The sequence below is a fragment of the Escherichia coli DSM 30083 = JCM 1649 = ATCC 11775 genome (assembly GCF_003697165.2).
Taxonomy (GTDB): domain Bacteria; phylum Pseudomonadota; class Gammaproteobacteria; order Enterobacterales; family Enterobacteriaceae; genus Escherichia; species Escherichia coli.
In genome coordinates this window covers 3,666,716-3,685,925 of the sequence record NZ_CP033092.2, presented here as the reverse complement: position 1 = coordinate 3,685,925, position 19,210 = coordinate 3,666,716, and the positions used below count along the sequence as shown (strand labels likewise).

The 19,210-nt window shown below is 46.4% G+C and carries 16 protein-coding genes; 5 read left to right on the top strand and 11 right to left on the bottom strand.

Annotated features, from left to right (window positions below; translation table 11 throughout):
• Nucleotides 1–54: 54 nt before the first annotated feature.
• Nucleotides 55–912 (bottom strand): helix-turn-helix domain-containing protein, encoded by an 858-nt coding sequence (locus EAS44_RS19120; protein WP_000620995.1) that lies wholly within the window; start codon nucleotides 910–912, stop codon nucleotides 55–57.
• A 247-nt stretch (nucleotides 913–1,159) separates the two neighbouring features.
• Here EAS44_RS19120 and EAS44_RS19115 point away from each other — a divergent pair, with 247 nt between their 5' ends.
• Entirely contained in the window at nucleotides 1,160–2,029 is an 870-nt protein-coding gene (locus EAS44_RS19115; protein WP_001295799.1) for an aldo/keto reductase, read from the top strand.
• Between the two features lie 159 nt (nucleotides 2,030–2,188).
• Here the strand turns inward: EAS44_RS19115 and rclC are convergent, their stop codons facing one another.
• From rclC to rclA, 3 genes are all read right to left on the bottom strand, one after another.
• Nucleotides 2,189–2,782 (bottom strand): reactive chlorine species resistance protein RclC, encoded by a 594-nt coding sequence (rclC, locus tag EAS44_RS19110; protein WP_001298546.1) that lies wholly within the window; start codon nucleotides 2,780–2,782, stop codon nucleotides 2,189–2,191.
• Between the two features lie 11 nt (nucleotides 2,783–2,793).
• A complete protein-coding gene (rclB, locus tag EAS44_RS19105) occupies nucleotides 2,794–3,030 on the bottom strand; it encodes a reactive chlorine resistance periplasmic protein RclB (protein WP_000474088.1) in 237 nt (78 codons plus the stop codon).
• A gap of 108 nt (nucleotides 3,031–3,138) precedes the next feature.
• Nucleotides 3,139–4,464 carry a reactive chlorine resistance oxidoreductase RclA gene (rclA, locus tag EAS44_RS19100; RefSeq protein WP_001046332.1) on the bottom strand — a complete coding sequence of 442 codons (1,326 nt, stop codon included), beginning with the start codon at nucleotides 4,462–4,464 and terminating at the stop codon, nucleotides 3,139–3,141.
• A 226-nt stretch (nucleotides 4,465–4,690) separates the two neighbouring features.
• Here rclA and rclR point away from each other — a divergent pair, with 226 nt between their 5' ends.
• From rclR to ykgG, 4 genes are all read left to right on the top strand, one after another.
• Nucleotides 4,691–5,545 carry a reactive chlorine-specific transcriptional regulator RclR gene (gene rclR / locus EAS44_RS19095; RefSeq protein WP_001295801.1) on the top strand — a complete coding sequence of 285 codons (855 nt, stop codon included), beginning with the start codon at nucleotides 4,691–4,693 and terminating at the stop codon, nucleotides 5,543–5,545.
• A gap of 526 nt (nucleotides 5,546–6,071) precedes the next feature.
• Nucleotides 6,072–6,791, top strand: coding sequence for a (Fe-S)-binding protein (gene ykgE, locus EAS44_RS19090; RefSeq protein WP_001102123.1), 720 nt, complete (start codon nucleotides 6,072–6,074; stop codon nucleotides 6,789–6,791).
• Between the two features lie 10 nt (nucleotides 6,792–6,801).
• The gene (gene ykgF, locus EAS44_RS19085) at nucleotides 6,802–8,229 is read left to right on the top strand and encodes a LutB/LldF family L-lactate oxidation iron-sulfur protein (RefSeq protein WP_000023913.1); all 1,428 of its coding nucleotides are present in this window, start codon (nucleotides 6,802–6,804) and stop codon (nucleotides 8,227–8,229) included.
• On the top strand, nucleotides 8,222–8,917 hold the full coding sequence (gene ykgG, locus EAS44_RS19080) for a LutC/YkgG family protein (protein ID WP_001298555.1): 696 nt from the start codon (nucleotides 8,222–8,224) through the stop codon (nucleotides 8,915–8,917). The genes ykgF and ykgG overlap by 8 nt, the downstream gene beginning before the upstream one ends.
• Before the next feature lie 242 nt (nucleotides 8,918–9,159).
• On the opposite strand, the gene ykgH is transcribed toward ykgG, so the two are convergent.
• From ykgH to betB, 7 genes are all read right to left on the bottom strand, one after another.
• Nucleotides 9,160–9,828 (bottom strand): protein YkgH, encoded by a 669-nt coding sequence (gene ykgH / locus EAS44_RS19075; protein ID WP_001005272.1) that lies wholly within the window; start codon nucleotides 9,826–9,828, stop codon nucleotides 9,160–9,162.
• A gap of 183 nt (nucleotides 9,829–10,011) precedes the next feature.
• A complete protein-coding gene (hyxB, locus tag EAS44_RS25710) occupies nucleotides 10,012–12,309 on the bottom strand; it encodes an outer membrane autotransporter HyxB (protein WP_000798070.1) in 2,298 nt (765 codons plus the stop codon).
• A 41-nt stretch (nucleotides 12,310–12,350) separates the two neighbouring features.
• The gene (gene hyxA, locus EAS44_RS19060) at nucleotides 12,351–13,112 is read right to left on the bottom strand and encodes a protein HyxA (protein ID WP_001213047.1); all 762 of its coding nucleotides are present in this window, start codon (nucleotides 13,110–13,112) and stop codon (nucleotides 12,351–12,353) included.
• Nucleotides 13,113–13,265: 153 nt separating this feature from the next.
• The gene (gene hyxR, locus EAS44_RS19055; RefSeq protein ID WP_001304859.1) at nucleotides 13,266–14,060 is read right to left on the bottom strand and encodes a LuxR family transcriptional regulator HyxR; all 795 of its coding nucleotides are present in this window, start codon (nucleotides 14,058–14,060) and stop codon (nucleotides 13,266–13,268) included.
• 329 nt (nucleotides 14,061–14,389) lie between these two features.
• Nucleotides 14,390–14,953 (bottom strand): tyrosine-type DNA invertase IpbA, encoded by a 564-nt coding sequence (ipbA, locus tag EAS44_RS19050; RefSeq protein ID WP_001295805.1) that lies wholly within the window; start codon nucleotides 14,951–14,953, stop codon nucleotides 14,390–14,392.
• A 1,070-nt stretch (nucleotides 14,954–16,023) separates the two neighbouring features.
• Nucleotides 16,024–17,712, bottom strand: a complete 1,689-nt coding sequence (gene betA, locus EAS44_RS19040) for a choline dehydrogenase (RefSeq protein ID WP_001159135.1) — start codon at nucleotides 17,710–17,712, stop codon at nucleotides 16,024–16,026.
• 13 nt (nucleotides 17,713–17,725) lie between these two features.
• Nucleotides 17,726–19,198, bottom strand: a complete 1,473-nt coding sequence (betB, locus tag EAS44_RS19035) for a betaine-aldehyde dehydrogenase (protein WP_001350625.1) — start codon at nucleotides 19,196–19,198, stop codon at nucleotides 17,726–17,728.
• Between the last annotated feature and the right edge of the window lie 12 nt (nucleotides 19,199–19,210).

The window sequence follows — 19,210 nt, the reverse complement described above, 5'->3', positions numbered from 1 at the left end:
GCACCGATTAGACGGTGGCAGGGTAGGGTAAATCTTATGTGATGGAGTTACAGGCTAAACCGGGCGAACGGGGATAAAAATTTCGCAAACAATGTTATTGCTATCAATTTCGACGAAGTTTTCATTGTAATAAAATCGCTCAATATCACTGCCGTTCACTCTGGCTAACCCCCTGGCAGGTAATTCCATCAGATAGAGGTTTCGCGCCCATTCAGGGTAGTGCTCCCACTCACCTTCATAGCGGAAAGAGGCATACAGTCCTCGGTTAATTGTCCACTCTTTCGGCATCTCTGAATCGGTTTGTTTGCATACCGTACCGGCAAAAGTTTCAACTGTGAGCAAATCGACCGATTTTGTTGATGGTTCGAACGTGGAGACGAAATAGATATCCGTCTTAAAATTCTTCATACATCTGACTAAATGATGACGTCGCAGTTTGACTTCTTCATCCGGTAATTTATTCGACACTTCAATATCATATTTAAATGAATTGCCAAAAATAGGTGTCTCAGGAAAGTTGACTAATCTACACTCCGTCTTTTGCTGTTGACGTATTAAAAAAGAAGGGAAGATATTTGCGAGATCCCAATAATCACGGTGGCGGTATTCACGGGGAGAGCAGCCGAATAACTTTTTAAATTCGCGGCTGAATGACTGCTGTGAATCAAAATGCAAAGAGAGTGCAATATCAAGCATAGATTTCGCGGAGAGCCGGACAAGAATGGCGGCACGACAAAGCCTTCGTTTGCGAATGTATTCTCCCAAAGGCACATGCATGAAATTTCGGAACAGAAGCTGGATGTTGCGTCTGCTGTAGCCAGATTTCTGTGCGATATCTTCGATTGAAATAGGGTGCTCAAGATTGCACTCAATCCACTCCAGGAGCTGCTGTAGAATCTTCTGCCTGATCATCACATACTCCGTTAATTCTTTGTCATATCGCACATTTTCGTTATGTCCTGGGCCCTAAGTGTATCAAAAACAGCAAGTCCCAAGGCAAAAGCACTGATAGCGCCTGCTTCATTGCCCCAAAAATAGAGAGGTTTCAGTCCTACATTATTAATGAATTTTTTGCATAAGTGATATCAAAATCCACATACTAATTTGAGGTTACGTTTTAACGTAGACTCATTGTTCATACCTAATGGAGGGACTGACAGTGGAATTTTCCGTATTAAGTAACAATCTGAAAATGCCGATGATGGGATTTGGTGTTTTTCAGGTTACCGATAAAGACGTGTGCAAACAGTCAGTGTTGAATGCTATCCGCACGGGTTATCGACTCATCGACACTGCAGCGGTATACGGTAATGAAGATGCCGTCGGTGAAGCCGTTCGTGAAGCCATATCTGAAGGTTTATGTACCCGAGAAGAGTTATTTATAACGTCTAAATTGTGGGTGCAGGATATGTTGAATCAGGATATTGCAGCAGCAGGTATTGAAGCATCATTAAAAAAATCGGGGCTAGAATACTTCGATCTCTATTTATTGCACCAGGCCATGCGCGATTATTTTAGTGCGTGGCGTGCACTCGAAGATGCCTATGAAGAGGGCAAATTAAAAGCGATTGGGGTTTCCAATTTCTACCCTCATGTTCTGGCGAACTTTTGTGAAACGGTAAGAGTTAAACCGATGGTCAACCAGGTCGAGTTGCATCCCTATTTTGCCCAACCAGAGGCGCTGGCAACCATGAAGTATTATAACGTGCAGCCTGAAGCATGGGCTCCGTTAGGTGGTGGACGACATAAACCCTTTGAAAATAATCTGCTTCAGAGTATTGCAGATGCCCATCAAAAATCGATTTCTCAGGTCATTCTGCGTTGGAATATTCAACGGGGAGTGGTCGTTATTCCGAAATCGACACATCAACAGCGTATCGAAGAAAATTTTGCTATTTGGGATTTCTCACTGACAGAGAAAGAAATGGCGCAAATTAGTTCGCTTGATTTGGGTTATGTTGGGGAATCGGTAAAACATTTTAATCCTGAGTTTGTTCGTGGTTGTCTTGCTGTAAAAATACATGATTGATATTAATCACTTATTTTACCTGAGACGACAAGAATCTTTTAATAGGGGAGTGATATTGACCTTCACTCTGTCATATCTCCGGTAATATGGCGTCAGGCTTCATCATCAGAAAGGGAGCCTGACGCCTGAAAAAGTGAACAACAGACAGTGTTCGGATTATCAATATTCAGTTTTTAACGTTGAACTGGATTCATTACTGCGTTGTTTAAGAATATCCCGCGCCGAATCTGCCATTATCATGACAGCACCTGCCAGCATCAGAGTATCTTTCAATACCAGACGACCAGCACCGGATAAATAAGGGAAACCATGATGAGCGTCACCCAATGCGGGTACCCATGCCTCCGGGGTGGTGATTAAAAATGAGAGTGTTACCAGCGGCGTGGTAAATGCCATCAGCCCACCCAATAAACCTAACCAGCGATTGACAGGATTAGCCAAAACCAGCAGAGCAATAATCACCTCCACGACGCCAAGACCGTTGGAAAAACCATAGGTATTATTAGCCGTTTGCCATGCTCTTGCTTCTGGTTTGTATTCGCCTTCGTGAGTCAGATGCTGTTTATAGTCTTCCGGGTGTTCATAAAAGAACGACATTAGTGGACTGTTTGCGACGAATGGTGTAATGCTGTCTGCCTCGTAAGGGACAAACTTTAATAACCCAATCCACATAAAAACAATCGCAATACTCAGACGAATCAATGTCAGGCCAATTTTATCTCCCCGACTTAACAGGTGCAGGTATCTTTCCATTGTAAACATCCTTATTTATACAATACTGCTGTTGCGGTTGAATTATTATCAATTCGCATCGATGTAACTTTCCAGGATGAAGCATTATATTTTCTGGCCATATCAGCAATGGCATTCTCAAGAACTGTCGGTGATGCTGATACTGATGAGACGCTGATATGTTTCAGAATTATTTTATCATCTGCATTGGTGGAAAATGCCATAACGCCAGATAATAGTGTTGCAAATAAAACAGATTTTTTAAACATATAAAATACCATCAATGAAGTGATTAAGAAGTTATAAAGTAACAGGGAATTAATAAGATTCTTTTCTCTGAGACGCCAGAATATTTGTTCTGGCGTCTGATTTTGAGTTTATTTGACTAATGAAAATAGATCATTGAGTGATTCGCTCATCGACGGATGAGTAAATATCTGATCGCGTAATATGCTATAAGGCAGCCCGGCATCCATCACCATTTTCACTATATTGATCATCTCGTGGGAGTCAACACACAGCAGTGATGCCCCTAATATACGTTGGGTTTTATTATCAACAATCGCTTTTAATACCCCACGAGTATCATTCATCACTCTGGCACGCGGAATTGCAGCTACAGGCAATGTCACCACCTGAATATCAGCACCACTCTCTCTGGCCTGTTCTTCTGTCATACCAACCCTGGACAGTGGCGGTGTCATGAATACGGAATAAGGCACATTTTTCCGATCATCAGTACTACGTCTGCCTTCTCCCAGCAACTCATCACGCACAATGCGGTAATCATCCAGTGAAATATAAGTAAATTGCAGCCCGCCGGTAACATCTCCCATCGCCCAAATATTGTCTGCGGTGGTATGTAATTGCTTGTCAACGACAATTGCCCCGCGCTCGTTTACTGCGATACCTGCATTTTCTGGATGTAACGAAGCGGTAGCCGGTTGACGACCGGAAGCTATTAACAGTGCATCCACCGCCAGTTGGGCGTGCTCGCTATGCACTTGCACTTGATTTTCATGGTGACTGATTCGCTCCACATGGGCATTGAGGATTATATCGACACCCTGATCGCGTAAAATCGTCGCGATATTATCAGCAATATCCCGATCTTCCCGAGGCAAAAACAGCGAAGCTGCCTCTAAAATGGTTACTTTGCTGCCAAAATTAGCGAACATAGAGGCGAACTCAACGCCAATATATCCGCCGCCCAAAATACCTAAATGCCCAGGCAATTCTTTTAGATTAAGTAATCCGGTGCTGTCATATACACCAGGCGTGGTGGTAATTCCAGGAATTGGCGGAACCACGGCTTGTGCACCGGTATTAATAAAAATTTTCTCGCCATGAATCTCCAGATTTCTCCCAGGCCGATGAACACGCAGGCTATGATTATTGATAAACTCCGCCTGGCCGTCGATCACGTCGATATTGGGCATATCCGCAAGATTATGAAAATTCTTATTACGTAAAAAATTAACCACTTCATTTTTACGCTGTATGGCACGGACAAAATCTGTGTGCTGCTGTGCGTCATGAACCAATGTTTTGGTTGGGATACAGCCGATATTAATACAGGTCCCGCCATACATTGCATTTGATTGTTCGATGAGAGCCACACGCCAACCTGCTTTTGCCAGCGTGACGGCTAATGTTTTTCCAGCCTTGCCAAAACCAATAATAACTGCCTGATATTTATTCATGATGATTTCCTGTCGAAACGCGTTCATTTGACATCATGACTATAGACGCAAAAGAGCAAATAACATTTCTTCACAACGCTTGATATTTTGTCTTATCGTCTGGTATTTTCTTTTTCTTAATCAGAATCACAAAACAAAAATCATGATTAACTATTTGATGGTATTAGATTAATTATTGACTAAGATTGTTGGTGTTTGTAATCAAAAAACCACTCAGGAGTCTGATATGGATGCTCTTAGCCGTTTGTTGATGCTTAACGCTCCACAAGGAACGATCGATAAGAATTGCGTGTTAGGAAGTGACTGGCAACTTCCACATGGTGCCGGGGAATTGTCGGTTATTCGTTGGCATGCGTTAACGCAAGGAGCGGCGAAGCTGGAAATGCCGACGGGAGAGATTTTTACATTACGCCCGGGAAATGTGGTCCTGCTACCACAAAATTCAGCTCATCGCCTGAGTCATGTCGATAATGAATCGACCTGTATTGTCTGTGGCACTCTTCGGCTGCAACATTCGGCGCGTTATTTTTTAACGTCTTTGCCGGAAACGCTGTTTGTAGCACCAGTGAACCATAGCGTGGAATATAACTGGCTGAGGGAGGCGATCCCGTTTTTACAACAGGAATCCAGATCGGCAATGCCGGGAGTGGATGCTCTGTGTAGCCAGATCTGCGCTACATTCTTTACCCTCGCGGTGCGTGAGTGGATTGCACAGGTTAATACAGAGAAAAACATTCTCAGTTTGCTTCTGCATCCACGTCTTGGTGCGGTAATACAGCAAATGATGGAAATGCCTGGACACGCCTGGACCGTCGAATCGCTGGCCAGCATCGCCCACATGTCCCGGGCAAGTTTTGCCCAGCTTTTCCGTGATGTTTCCGGAACCACGCCGCTGGCTGTATTAACAAAGTTGCGTCTACAAATAGCGGCCCAGATGTTTTCCCGGGAAATGCTCCCTGTTGTGGTGATCGCTGAGTCAGTAGGCTATGCCAGCGAATCATCTTTTCACAAGGCGTTTGTCCGCGAGTTTGGTTGTACTCCGGGAGAATATCGGGAAAGGGTCAGACAGCTTGCACCCTGAATAAAACCGCCAGAAATCAGGGCAAAGATAATCCGCATTCCGGGAGTTGTGAGCCTTTCAACTATTTCTATTTCCAACGGTAGTTTTGGGCTTTATATATTTTTTTTGATGGACTCTAGCTCAGTTTTTAAATAAAAATGCAAACTAAATTGCTTCAATTAAATAAAATCCCGACTATTACTTGATACGTGATTATTGTCGGTGATTTTTTTGTGCACCATCAGTGTATATCTCAATAACCCCTGAATAAGTAGCTCTGAATAGGTATAAGGGGTGTAGCCTTTTTAAATGGATTTCTTATGCCAAAAATGATCGTCGATTTCCCCATAAAATGTGAGCGATGCCGAAAGAAATAAAATTAGTTATTGCATTTGAAGTTTAGATGAAAGATTATTATTTGTCATACAAATGAGGGGTGGTATGTTGCTAGCCAATTAAAAAAGAACGCCATATTTATTGATGATTGATCCCCCGGAAGGGGGGAACCATCGGGCATAAATGGGCATGAAGTAATGGAGTATTAGTTGTGAATGTCAATTTCTTTGTCACCTGCATTGGTGACGCCCTGAAATCAAGAATGGCACGAGACTCCGTGCTGCTACTGGAAAAACTCGGCTGTCGCGTAAATTTCCCGGAGAAACAAGGATGCTGCGGTCAGCCTGCGATCAATAGTGGTTATATCAAAGAAGCGATTCCAGGGATGAAAAATCTGATCGCCGCACTGGAGGATAACGACGATCCCATTATTTCACCGGCTGGCTCTTGCACCTATGCCGTAAAAAGTTACCCGACGTATCTGGCGGATGAACCTGAATGGGCATCACGTGCCGAAAAGGTTGCCGCGCGTATGCAGGATCTCACCTCTTTTATTGTTAATACATTAGGGGTAGTCGATGTAGGTGCCAGTTTGCAAGGGAGAGCGGTGTATCACCCATCTTGTAGCCTGGCCCGTAAGCTGGGGGTGAAGGACGAACCACTTACGCTGCTGAAAAATGTGCGTGGACTGGAGCTGTTGACCTTTGCTGAACAGGATACCTGCTGCGGATTTGGCGGCACGTTCTCGGTCAAAATGGCCGAAATATCCGGCGAGATGGTGAAAGAAAAGGTTGCGCACCTGATGGAAGTCCGCCCTGAGTATTTAATTGGTGCTGACGTGAGTTGCCTGCTGAACATCAGTGGACGATTACAACGGGAAGGGCAGAAAGTCAAAGTGATGCATATTGCTGAAGTGCTGATGAGCCGCTGAGGATATAAAGATGTCGATCAAAACCAGTAATACAGATTTTAAGACACGCATTCGTCAGCAAATTGAAGATCCGATCATGCGCAAAGCGGTGGCAAACGCGCAGCAGCGTATTGGGGCAAATCGGCAAAAAATGGTCGATGAATTGGGGCACTGGGAGGAGTGGCGCGATCGGGCCGCCCAGATACGTGATCATGTTCTGAGTAATCTCGACGCTTATCTGTACCAGCTCTCAGAAAAAGTGACGCAAAACGGAGGTCACGTCTATTTTGCAAAAACCAAAGAAGACGCCACCCGCTACATTTTACAGGTTGCCCAACGCAAAAATGCCCGGAAGGTGGTGAAATCTAAATCGATGGTGACCGAAGAGATTGGTGTCAATCATGTGTTGCAGGATGCCGGGATTCAGGTGATTGAAACCGATCTGGGTGAATACATTCTCCAGCTGGATCAAGATCCGCCCTCTCATGTTGTGGTCCCGGCAATTCATAAAGATCGCCATCAGATCCGTCGAGTGCTACACGAACATCTGGGCTATGAGGGGCCGGAAACGCCTGAAGCGATGACCTTATTCATTCGGCAAAAAATCCGCGAAGATTTCCTCAGTGCTGAAATAGGTATTACCGGCTGTAATTTCGCGGTGGCAGAGACCGGTTCGGTATGCCTGGTGACCAATGAAGGTAATGCGCGAATGTGTACCACGCTGCCTAAAACGCATATTGCAGTGATGGGAATGGAGCGTATTGCTCCCACGTTTGCAGAGGTAGATGTATTGATCACCATGCTGGCGCGCAGTGCCGTTGGTGCACGTTTGACGGGATACAACACCTGGCTGACAGGACCGCGCGAAGCGGGGCACGTTGATGGTCCTGAAGAGTTTCATCTGGTTATTGTCGATAACGGGCGTTCTGAGGTGCTGGCCTCTGAATTTCGGGATGTGCTGCGCTGTATTCGTTGCGGGGCTTGTATGAATACTTGTCCGGCATATCGCCATATTGGCGGTCATGGATATGGCTCTATTTATCCAGGGCCAATTGGTGCGGTGATTTCCCCGTTACTTGGCGGCTATAAAGATTTTAAAGATTTACCCTACGCCTGCTCTTTATGCACCGCTTGTGACAGCGTGTGTCCGGTGCGTATTCCGCTGTCAAAACTGATTTTGCGTCATCGTCGGGTGATGGCTGAAAAAGGGATCACCGCAAAAGCAGAGCAACGGGCGATAAAAATGTTCGCTTATGCCAATAGTCATCCAGGATTGTGGAAAGTTGGGATGATGGCTGGTGCTCATGCGGCAAGCTGGTTTATCAATGGCGGCAAAACACCACTCAAATTTGGCGCGATTAGCGACTGGATGGAAGCACGCGATCTTCCTGAAGCTGACGGAGAGAGTTTCCGTAGTTGGTTTAAGAAACATCAGGCGCAGGAGAAAAAGAATGGATAATCGGAGCAAATTTTTGAATAACGTTGCTCAGGCACTGGGGCGCCCGCTGCGACTTGAACCGCAAGCAGAAGATGCGCCGCTTAACAACTATGCTAACGAGCGGCTTACCCAACTTACCCAACAGCAGCGCTGTGACGCGTTTATCCAGTTTGCCAGCGATGTTATGTTGACGCGCTGTGAACTGACCAGCGAGGCGAAGGCGGCAGAAGCTGCAATACGTCTGTGTAAAGAGCTGGGAGATCAGTCGGTCGTGATTAGTGGTGACACGAGGCTGGAGGAATTGGGGATTAGCGAACGTTTGCAGCAGGAATGCAATGCCGTTGTTTGGGATCCGGCGAAAGGTATTGAGAACATATCACAAGCAGAGCAGGCTAAAGTGGGCGTCGTATATGCTGAATATGGTTTAACCGAATCGGGAGGCGTGGTTCTTTTTTCCGCCGCCGGGCGCGGGCGTTCATTGAGCCTGCTCCCGGAATCTTCTCTTTTTATCCTGCGTAAAAGCACAATCCTGCCGCGTGTAGCGCAACTCGCAGAAAAATTGCATCAGAAAGCGCAGGCCGGTGAACGAATGCCGTCATGTATTAACATCATCAGTGGTCCCAGTTCAACGGCGGACATTGAGCTTATCAAAGTCGTCGGGGTTCATGGTCCGGTGAAAGCGGTGTATCTGATTATTGAGGATTGCTGAGAGAGATATGTAGTCTGGACATAAACCTGAAGGCGGTATACGAGGTTGTGAATAGCGTTAAGGACAACCTGACTTAACCCCGTTCCGTCATGGTTATGCAGCTCTTCTGTAAATATCCTGACATTAATAATGCCAGGATATTTACAGTTAAAAAGACAGGAATCCATTCCTGAAGACGGGCTCCCTTCCCGGTCACTGTCACTATAGTTTTATACAGGCACTCTCTGTCAGAATGCTGTTTATTACTGCCCAGAGTTTTGTTGGTATTCATCTACCATTTTTTTGACAAGGCAAAACATCACAGAAATCACAATACTTAGAAAAAATCCCAGAGCCAGGCAAATGGCAGCAGGGTATTTATTTTTTATTTCTGGTGAGCTTATAGTGACACAGCCATCACCGTTCGGATACAGTGACCAGTTCCTGGTCAGGTATATCATTTTTGTATAAAGCTCACTGTTAATTGCTGAAGGCGTTTGTATCTCATCGAGAACTTGCCTGCCATTATGGTATTCTGACGCATACCATTTGATGATAGACGCCTGCACGCGAGATATTTCCGCTTCAGCAGTTGGTAAATCTCTCTTATTTCCTGACCATTCCAGCTTTATTTCTCTGTTCTTGACATCTGGGCTGGTCTGAAAAAATGTAGTAATTCGCTGAATAACATCTTCAGTCATTGTGGTCTGACAGGCAAAGTTATTATTGCTATCACAGCTAACAAGTATGCCTGGTGTTGTCTGGTTTATTTTTAGACTGTAAGTCACTTTTATATTATCTTTATTGATATACAGAAACAACAGCACCATTACCATACAGATAGCTATAATAAAAAGGATAACACGAATCTTTTTCTTCAGATAAAATAAAATCTCAATCAGATCGATATCCTGTTTGATTTGTTCATTCATAATATATCCAGAAAATGAAATCTGTCGCAGATAAGATTGTATTAATAGTCTGTATCAGGAATGTTCAGGGTAAATATCAGCAAAAAGCCAGCATCATGAATACTGGATATTTATAGCCTGCAGGCAGCATACTGCTGCCTGCAGGGGGTATAACAGTCGACAGGGGAACCGACTGCTTTATTCTTACCAGGTCACATTGATACCAACTACACCCTGTAGCGGGTTCTCAATGTCGTCACCTTTGGTGTAGTCAAGGCTTGCATATGCTCCCATGTTTTTGGTGATATCAGCCTGTACACCTGCACCCACGCGGAATGCTGCACCGTCAATGCTGGCATTGACAGACTCATCACCCAGACGGACTTTGTTGCCATCAGAGAATTCGTTCAGTGCGGCCAGATTCAGATAAGGTTTAACGGTCGCGTTGCCCACAGCGAAGTCATAACCCACGCGCGTACCGGCCTCACCCAGCACAGAGTTATAGCTGTCAGAATGAACGTCCACGCCGTTGAGTTGATAATCCACACCTTCCAGAGTCAGAGCAGACAGTTTGGCATATGGCTGAATAAACAGGCCATTACCGTCTTTCCATGTGTAACCGCCTTTAACCATCGCACCAAAACCATTGGTGTTAAAGTCAGCTTTGATGGTACCGCCACCATTCATCAGGCGAACATCTGCCGTGTTGCTGTAGTGACCAAACTGTGCAGCAGTATCAATGAAGATACCGTTGTTATACTGGCGGCTCAGGTAAGCGTGGAAGCTGTAACCTTCAGTGTCACCTTTGCTCTGCATGGTAGTCATGTCACCTTTCGCAGAAGACATCGCCACACCGGCCAGCCAGCTACCATCTTCAGTCATGAAGCGGGTATCACCACCCAGCATTACACCATTTACATCCAGGTCATAGGATGCATTTCCCGCGGTGGTATGTTTCTGTTTACCGCCAAAGTACTGAATCCATACGCCACCCTTGTCATTTTCGCTCAGACGGACAGCATCCTGACGGGCGGAGAGCGTGTCAGCCTGCAGATTAGCGACGTTAGCCGGAGCAGCTGCCATTGCCTGAATCACGGAGCTGGCGTTGGATGCTTTATGCGTGTTTTTTACGAAATAAAAGTTACCATCAGCTCCCTGTGTCAGGTCATATTGATACAGACCACCTTCCGTTGTGCCTGTGGCTTTTAGAGTGCTGTCTTTGCCGGTAGAAATAAATGCCGTTTGTTCATTGATAAGATCCAATGAACCCGCACTGTAAACACGCAAGTCACCGCTCGCTTTACCGCTGATATCCAGAGTGTTTTCAGAAGAGGCATCAACAATCAGAGTGCCGTTTTGAGAAGCAAACGTGCCAGTATTGACTGTAGCCTTCGTGATATTAACCGTACTGTCTTTTACTGCCAGAGCATCAACAGTTGAGGAACCCGTAACATTCCAGACAGACCCGTTTTGCAGAGATACACTGGCATCTCCTGCCCCTGAAACTTTGCCTTTCCAGACTGAACTATCGGAAAGATTTATATCCAGATCACTACCCGCTTTATCGCCGCTATTGAAGGTATAAGCATTACCTTCCCAGTAAGAGCGGGCAACGTTCATATTTACATTTGTTGTGGTACTGGCTGAATTCTCGCTTTCAGAAAGGGCCAGGACATCAGAGTAGATGGTTGAATCAGCAACAGACAAATTTAAATTTTGCGTTGCTGAACCTGCGCCTTGTGCCGAAGCAGAGGCATAAATTGTTTGTTTATTATTAGCCGCCCCAATTACTGAGCCATCCTTAATATTCAGGTTGACTGTATGAATTCCCGTCTTATTCCCGGCAGTAACTATTGTTTCAATCCCGCCATTAATAATATTTGAGTCAGCAAGGGTGATGTTGTCGGTTGCATCACCGTCAAAACCCTGCAACAAATTACCCTTTTGAGCAAAAATTGCCGTAGAGCCGTTGCTGTAACTCTTATTACCTTGAGCATTTATGGTTGTACCATTGAGCGTTAAATTATTTCCCGTGGTCGCTTCCAGAGATATCCCTGTCGCACTACCTTTTTCATTTTTTGCAACGAAATTACCGCCATTAACAACAACATCGCCAGTTGAATCAATGACCATTGCAGTCCGGACATAGGTGCCTTCACCTTGAGCTGTGATGGTGGAGTCTGTAGCATTAATCACAACATTTTTGTTACCACTAACTTTTACACCTTCAACGAAATCTTGGTTTACCGTTGATGCGGCGGTAATATCGTGACCGCCAAAAGTAACATTAAGGTCTTTATCTGAATCTGACGTTTCAATTGTTACGGCTGTAATCTTGTTATCACCGTTAATAACAACATCTTGATCCAGAGTCGTCTTCTCTGTATTCAGCGTAACCGGATCAGTTGATACCGTGCTATCAGTAGCGAATGCTGGTGCAGAAAGAGCCATAACAATAGCTGTCGCTAATGCGCTGCGGTAAAATGCCTTACTGTTTTTCATGAAGAAATTCTCCATTCTGGTAACTAATTTCAATTTCCCACTTATTTATATTTATGCAGAGATAAAGCCTGCGTCCCTGCATTTACCACCACGGAATACCTGTTGGTATTTCCGTTTTCACGCAATGTCATGGCATTCGTTGTTTCCAATGCATTTCCATCACCGTGAAAATTATTGCTGCTCAGCAGCAGGGCTTCCCGCAATGACATGCTGTCCGGTATTCCCCAACGCTTTTTTAGCGACTGCTCGGCAAGCCATATCTGTCTTATCCCCGTTTTGAGAAACTGCGCACTGTATTCCCAGCTGTGTCCGGCAAGAAGTAACGACAACACCTTCTTTTGCTTTTCCGGGAAGCGTTCTGACATGACGATTGTCTTTGTGCGGTTATTCACCTCTTTCATAAAGACAGAGTAACTGTCCATAACTGGCAAAATTTCTGCATGCTTCAGCCCTGAAAACCCACCAGAGGCATTTGCAATACTGATGACACGCTCTACTGACATTCCTGGTTTCAGTAACCTCAGGTTTTTGAGAACGCCAGAAATACTCACATCCGGTGGCAGAAAAAAGGGCGCGACGCACAACACCACCACGAATGAGTGATCCCGATAAAATCGGAACCACATTTCAGCGCATTCGGCAGGTCGCCCTGCCGATATCACGACACTCTGTGGCCTGTGCCGCAATTTATTGCGTAACTCCTCTTCTGTTCTGATGCAGGTAACATTGCCGACAGAACCGGTTGATAGAGCTGCGAACTGCGCTGGTACAATTCCTGAGGGACAGAAAAGAACGAAACGCATCCTTCCCTCACAGATGTCAGTACGCCAGCACGCTGTACAGGCTGTACAGCGTGCCTCCCAATCCTGCAGCCCAGAACAGTAGAAATATTTTGGCTCCTACACTGTAGCGAGTCCGTATGCGCCGCAGTGGGTGGTAGTAACAACGCTGCTGTGTCATAACAATCCTGGTCTTTTTTTAGATATATTTTTTCTTTGTCCGGAAAGTACTTTTCCGGAAATGGCGTCAGAATTTATTGATTCACCAACGGCAACTTTCTCTGGATAAAGGATTCCGGATACCATGTTCTGCACATACTGAGTGAGTCGATGAGCGGAATGTTGTCCGATATATTTTGCATGTAGCCGTATATTCCGTTTCACTCTGCTGTCACCGCATCCCGTATAGAGCAGCCTGAAATCGCTCAGTGTTCCCAGTCCAAGTTTCATTAAAGCCCGTGTGGCAATCGCATGCAGGGTCTTTGAACTGCGTTGTTCATAACGGGCAATCTCACTGAAACTCATGCCCTGCATCAGAATCTTAAGCACGCTCAACTCCCGTGCAGTCAGGAGCCAGAAATCGCTCATATCGCCGGGCAAAGGACGTAGTAACCAGCGGATAATTTGATTCTGATAACGACTCGCTGTCAGCATGGTGCCGATGCGTGGGAAGCCGTTATACAGACTTGCAGCAGGAGCATTATCGAACCAGTCGGAGTCACCGGTCAGGCAGACCTGCCATTGCCCGGCATCACTCCGCAAACGGGCGAGACAAGCCAGAAGAACCAACTCCCCCGAAGGAAGCGAAGGGATATCAGCTAACAGGTAGCCACAGGAGGTCTTTAAAACGAATTCAACCTCTGTAGTGACGTTGCTGTACACCCGCACGATATACCTGTCCGTTGGGATGAGAGACTCCAGTGCCAGCCTGGTGAACTGACAGGCACTGATAATAACCAGAGGCTTCTTCATTCAGACTCGTCCACGCCATTGCTACAAAACCTGACATTTTGATTCAAAATGTCAGGTTTGGTTTAATAGCCTGAATATTTAATTTTCTTGGAATATAAATCTAATTTGTTTGATTTTTATTGTTTTTAATTTTGTATTATTTAACAATATGGGCGAAAGTTAATCACTGGTATGACCTTTGTGATTAATCATTTCAAATCATGGGGTTATTTTACTTTAGCTAGAAATATCAACATGTTATGTGTTTTATTTAATTGAATGGGCTGTTTTTTTATGGAAGAATTGAGGAAAACGTAGGAATCTGACATTTTGAATCAGAAGGTACTGTTTTAACGAGGCTTTTTTTTCCACACCCCTTTAAAACGAGCAGCATTACTGGCTGTGTATCTGACAGTATGCTGAATATTTCGATGACCCAGGTAATCCTGAAGTAGTCGGGTATCGACACCATTGTCAGCCAGAGCAAAACCACAGGCATGACGTAACATATGAGGATGTGCTTTTACAGCTAATCCTGCACGTTTTCCAGCCTCACGAATGATAGAAAAAAAATGTTGTCTGCTGATAGGGCGGCGTTTCCGGGAGAGAAAAAGCCAGTCTCCTTCAACTCCGTTTTCAATTAACTTCCTCTGCTTAAGCCACAACTTGATCAAATTATATTCATCAGGAAGAAGAGGATGTGTTGTCGAGAAACCATTTTTAATACGCCGAATATTAAGTTGTTTTCCAGATGCATCAATATCGGATAAACGTAAATCAAGAAGTTCACTGGCCCTAAAACCGTGAATGAAAGCCATCATAATCAGACAGCGATTTCTTTCAGGAAAGGACATGCTCTGGGCTGCATCCATCAGCCTGTAGACTTCATCCTGTGTGAGATATTTTCTCGTCATACGCCACCGTGTACAGTTGTAAAAAAAAGAGAGGCACACCCAGATAAGTATGCCTGCAATCAGAACGTTATCGATGTAATCTCATTATCTCATTAATAAGATTTTTTGAATAGTAGTTCTACGCAACAGATTAAATATGAACTATTTATTGTGCAGCTTTTCTACAAGTCATTTTTAATGCGTGTTTTTATCTACTATAATGTGAAAAAAATAAATATTAAAACTATGAGTGACAGGTCGTGTGGGATGTGTATTACGTCTAATGCTTTAGTAATTTTTTATTATTTCTGAGATATTTAACATCATTTCCTGTGAGATTGTCTTGTTGTGTATCTAATTGATTTTAATTTTGTTTTTTTTTGATGCATAAATTTGGATGATAGAAAGTAAGATTAGCTTAATATCAATGATATGAATTTATAAATACATATTGTTGCAAGGTGTTCTTTACTTTTTTGGTCGTTAGTAAATCATTGTTAATGGGTTCTGTTCATAAATTAAAAATATTCATTTAAATGATTTTTACTTTTTGTATATCTCAATTTGTTTATTTTGCATTCATTTGATGGAGAGTATTCCAACACTTTTTATTTTTCGCAAAAAACTTATTAACAACTTTTTATTATCAATTGAAAATTAATGTAAACTAAAATGTTAGCGAAGCGATAATCTTGTGCTAAAAAATATTTAAGCATGATGATTAATTAAAGAAGAGTAAAAATAAATCGCTGCTAATAAATTATACGAACCGTGTTTAAAGCTCCATGTGGTTTTGGTCTGACTTATTTTTGTACTCGTTACAAGAACCCTTTTCGTACATGCTAACCGTGAGCGGGAATGAACAGGTAACCATAGCCAGGAACATTAGCGGCGTAATTCTTAAGCTGAGTGGTATTTCATCTGTAGTTTATCTGTGTATGCATAGCACCTTCATCAGCCAGATTGAGCAAGTCAGCTTAGAATTTGCTGGTGAGATTGTCACGATGAAGCATGAGAGTTACCTCAGTGTTTTATATAAGGATTCGGTCCTCATAGTAGAACGGTAACTCTCAATCTGATAGGTTCCTGAGTCAGTTCACATCACGACTCATTTTTTTCGCTCTCACCGGCATCCCATTTGCCACAAAATATCTTGCCGTGCTCCTCGGCAACGCATCCTTCCCGCGAATCATATCCGCCATTTTCTCGCCAATCATAATCGTCGTGGCGTTCAAATTGCCGGTGATAATCTGCGGCATAATTGACGCATCCACCACGCGCAGGCCTTCCAGCCCGTGTACGCGGCCTTCGGCGTCAACCACTGCCATCTCGTCATAACCCATTTTGCAGGTACCGCACGGGTGGAAGGCGGTTTCGGCGTGGTTACGCACGAACTCATCGAGCTGCTCATCCGTCTGGCATTCGACACCGGGGCTGATTTCGCGGCCACGATACTGATCCAGCGCCGGTTGATGCATGATCTCCCGGGTGATGCGAATTGCGTCGCGGAACTCCTGCCAGTCCTGCTCGTGCGACATGTAGTTAAACAGAATCGCCGGATGCTGGTGCGGGTCGCGGGATTTAATCCGCACATGCCCACGGCTTGGCGAGCGCATCGATCCGACGTGGCACTGGAAGCCGTGCTCTTTCACTGCGTTCGAGCCGTTATAGTTAATCGCCACTGGCAGGAAATGGTACTGAATATTCGGCCACGCAAATTCCTCACGGCTGCGAATAAATCCGCCTGCTTCAAAGTGGTTGCTGGCACCAACGCCGGTGCCGCCAAACAGCCACTCCGCACCGATTTTCGGCTGATTCCACCACTGCAGGGCAGGGTAGAGGGAAACCGGTTCTTTGCACTCATATTGCAGATACATCTCCAGGTGATCCTGAAGATTTTCGCCGACGCCAGGTAATTCATGCACCAGCGGAATATCAAACTCCGCCAGCAGTTCAGCGTTGCCGACGCCGGAGCGTTGCAGGATCTGCGGTGAAGCAATCGCGCCTGCACATAACAGCACTTCTTTATTCGCCGCCGCGCGGGTCGGAATGGTGCTGTCGCCTTCCAGCCACTCGACGCCCACCGCGCGTTTGCCGTCAAAAAAGATGTGATCGGTCATGGCGTGAGTACGAATGGTCAGGTTAGGGCGCGATTTGGCCTGATCGAGATAGCCACGCGCGGTGCTGGCGCGACGGCCATGCGGCGTGACGGTGCGATCCATCGGGCCAAAACCTTCCTGCTGATAGCCGTTGAGATCGTCCGTGCGCGGGTAGCCCGCCTGCACGCCCGCTTCAATCATCGCTTCAAACAGCGGATTGACGCCGGGTTTGGAGGTGGTGACGCTCACCGGGCCATCACCGCCGTGGTAGTCGTTCTCGCCCACATCGCGAGTCTCGGCCTTGCGATAGTAGGGCAGGCAGTCGAGATAACTCCAGTTCTCCAGACCAGGTTCTTGTGCCCAGTTATCGAGATCCAGCGCATTGCCACGGATGTAGCACATACCGTTGATCAGCGATGAACCGCCCAGACCTTTGCCGCGTCCGCACTCCATGCGGCGGTTGTTCATAAACGGTTCGGGTTCCGTCTCATAGGCCCAGTTGTAGCGTTTGCCCTGTAGCGGGAACGCCAGCGCGGCGGGCATCTGGGTGCGGAAGTCAAAGCGATAGTCCGGGCCGCCTGCTTCAAGCAGCAGCACGGTTGTGTTCGGATCTTCAGTCAGACGGGTAGCGAGAACGTTGCCGGCTGAGCCGGCACCAATAATGATGTAGTCAAATTGCAAATAAACCTCCTGGTTAGAATATGGACTGGAATTTAGCCATCTCAACCTGGATGGACTTCACCTGGGTGTAACTCTGGAGCGTCATCACTCCGTTCTCGCGACCAATGCCGGAGTGTTTGTAGCCGCCAACGGGCATCTCTGCCGGGGATTCGCCCCAGGTGTTGATCCAGCAAATACCCGCTTCCAGCTGATGAATGACGCGATGCGCGAGGTTCAGGTCCGCCGTCACGATACCCGCCGCCAGACCGTAGTCGGTATCGTTAGCGCGGCGAATGACTTCGTCTTCCGACTCGTAGGTCAGAATGGACATCACCGGCCCGAAAATCTCTTCTCGCACAATGGTCATATCGTCGCTGCAATCGGTGAACACGGTCGGTGCAACCCATGCGCCGTTATCGAAGCTATCCCCCTTCAGTACATCGCCGCCGCACAGTACGCGCGCGCCTTCCTCTATGCCTTTGGCGATATAGCGCAGCACGTTATCGCGATGCGGGAAGCTGACCAGCGGGCCGAAGTTAGTTTGCGGATCGAAAACGTCGCCCGCGCGAATGCGCTCAACGCGCGCCAGAATCTTTTGTTCAAATGCGGCTTTGCATTTCGTCGGAACGAAGACGCGAGTGCCGTTGGTACACACCTGACCGGAGCTGAAGAAATTCGCCATCATGGTGATATCGGCGGCGAGATCGAGATCCGCATCGTCGAAAACGATCAGCGGTGATTTACCGCCCAGCTCCATGGTCACTTCTTTCAGGGAGGAAGCTGCCGAGTTAGCCATCACTTTTTTGCCGCTGGCGACACCCCCGGTAAATGACACTTTGGCAATGCCCGGATGATCGGTCAGATATTGCCCGGTCTCCGCGCCCACGCCCGGCAACACGTTAAATACACCGTCCGGCAGGCCCGCTTCGCTGTAAATTTCAGCCAGCTTTAACGCGGTAAGCGGGGTGACTTCGCTCGGTTTGAAGATCATCGCGTTACCCGCCGCCAGCGCGGGGGCGGATTTCCACAAAGCAATCTGGATCGGGTAGTTCCATGCGCCAATCCCCGCCACCACACCCAGCGGTTCGCGGCGGGTATAAACAAATGACGTCTCACGCAACGGGATCTGGCTGCCTTCCAGCGCCGGGATCAGCCCGGCATAGTACTCCAGCACGTCCGCACCGGTAACGATATCGACGGTTGAGGTTTCCGAATATGCTTTTCCGGTGTCGAGGGTTTCCAGTTTTGCGAGTTCGTCATTGCGTTCACGCAGAATATCAACGGCCCGACGCAGAATACGCGAGCGTTCCATAGCGGTCATCGCCGCCCAGATTTTTTGCCCTTGTTGGGCACTCTTCACGGCGCGATCGACATCCTCACGCCCGGCGGCCTGCACGGTCGCCAGCACGTTACCGTTGGCCGGGTTAATGGTCTCGAAGGTGCGACCGCTGGTGGCGGAGGTATAACCACCATGTATATAAAGCTGCTGTTCTGCCATTCGGGACATCACGTTTCCTCG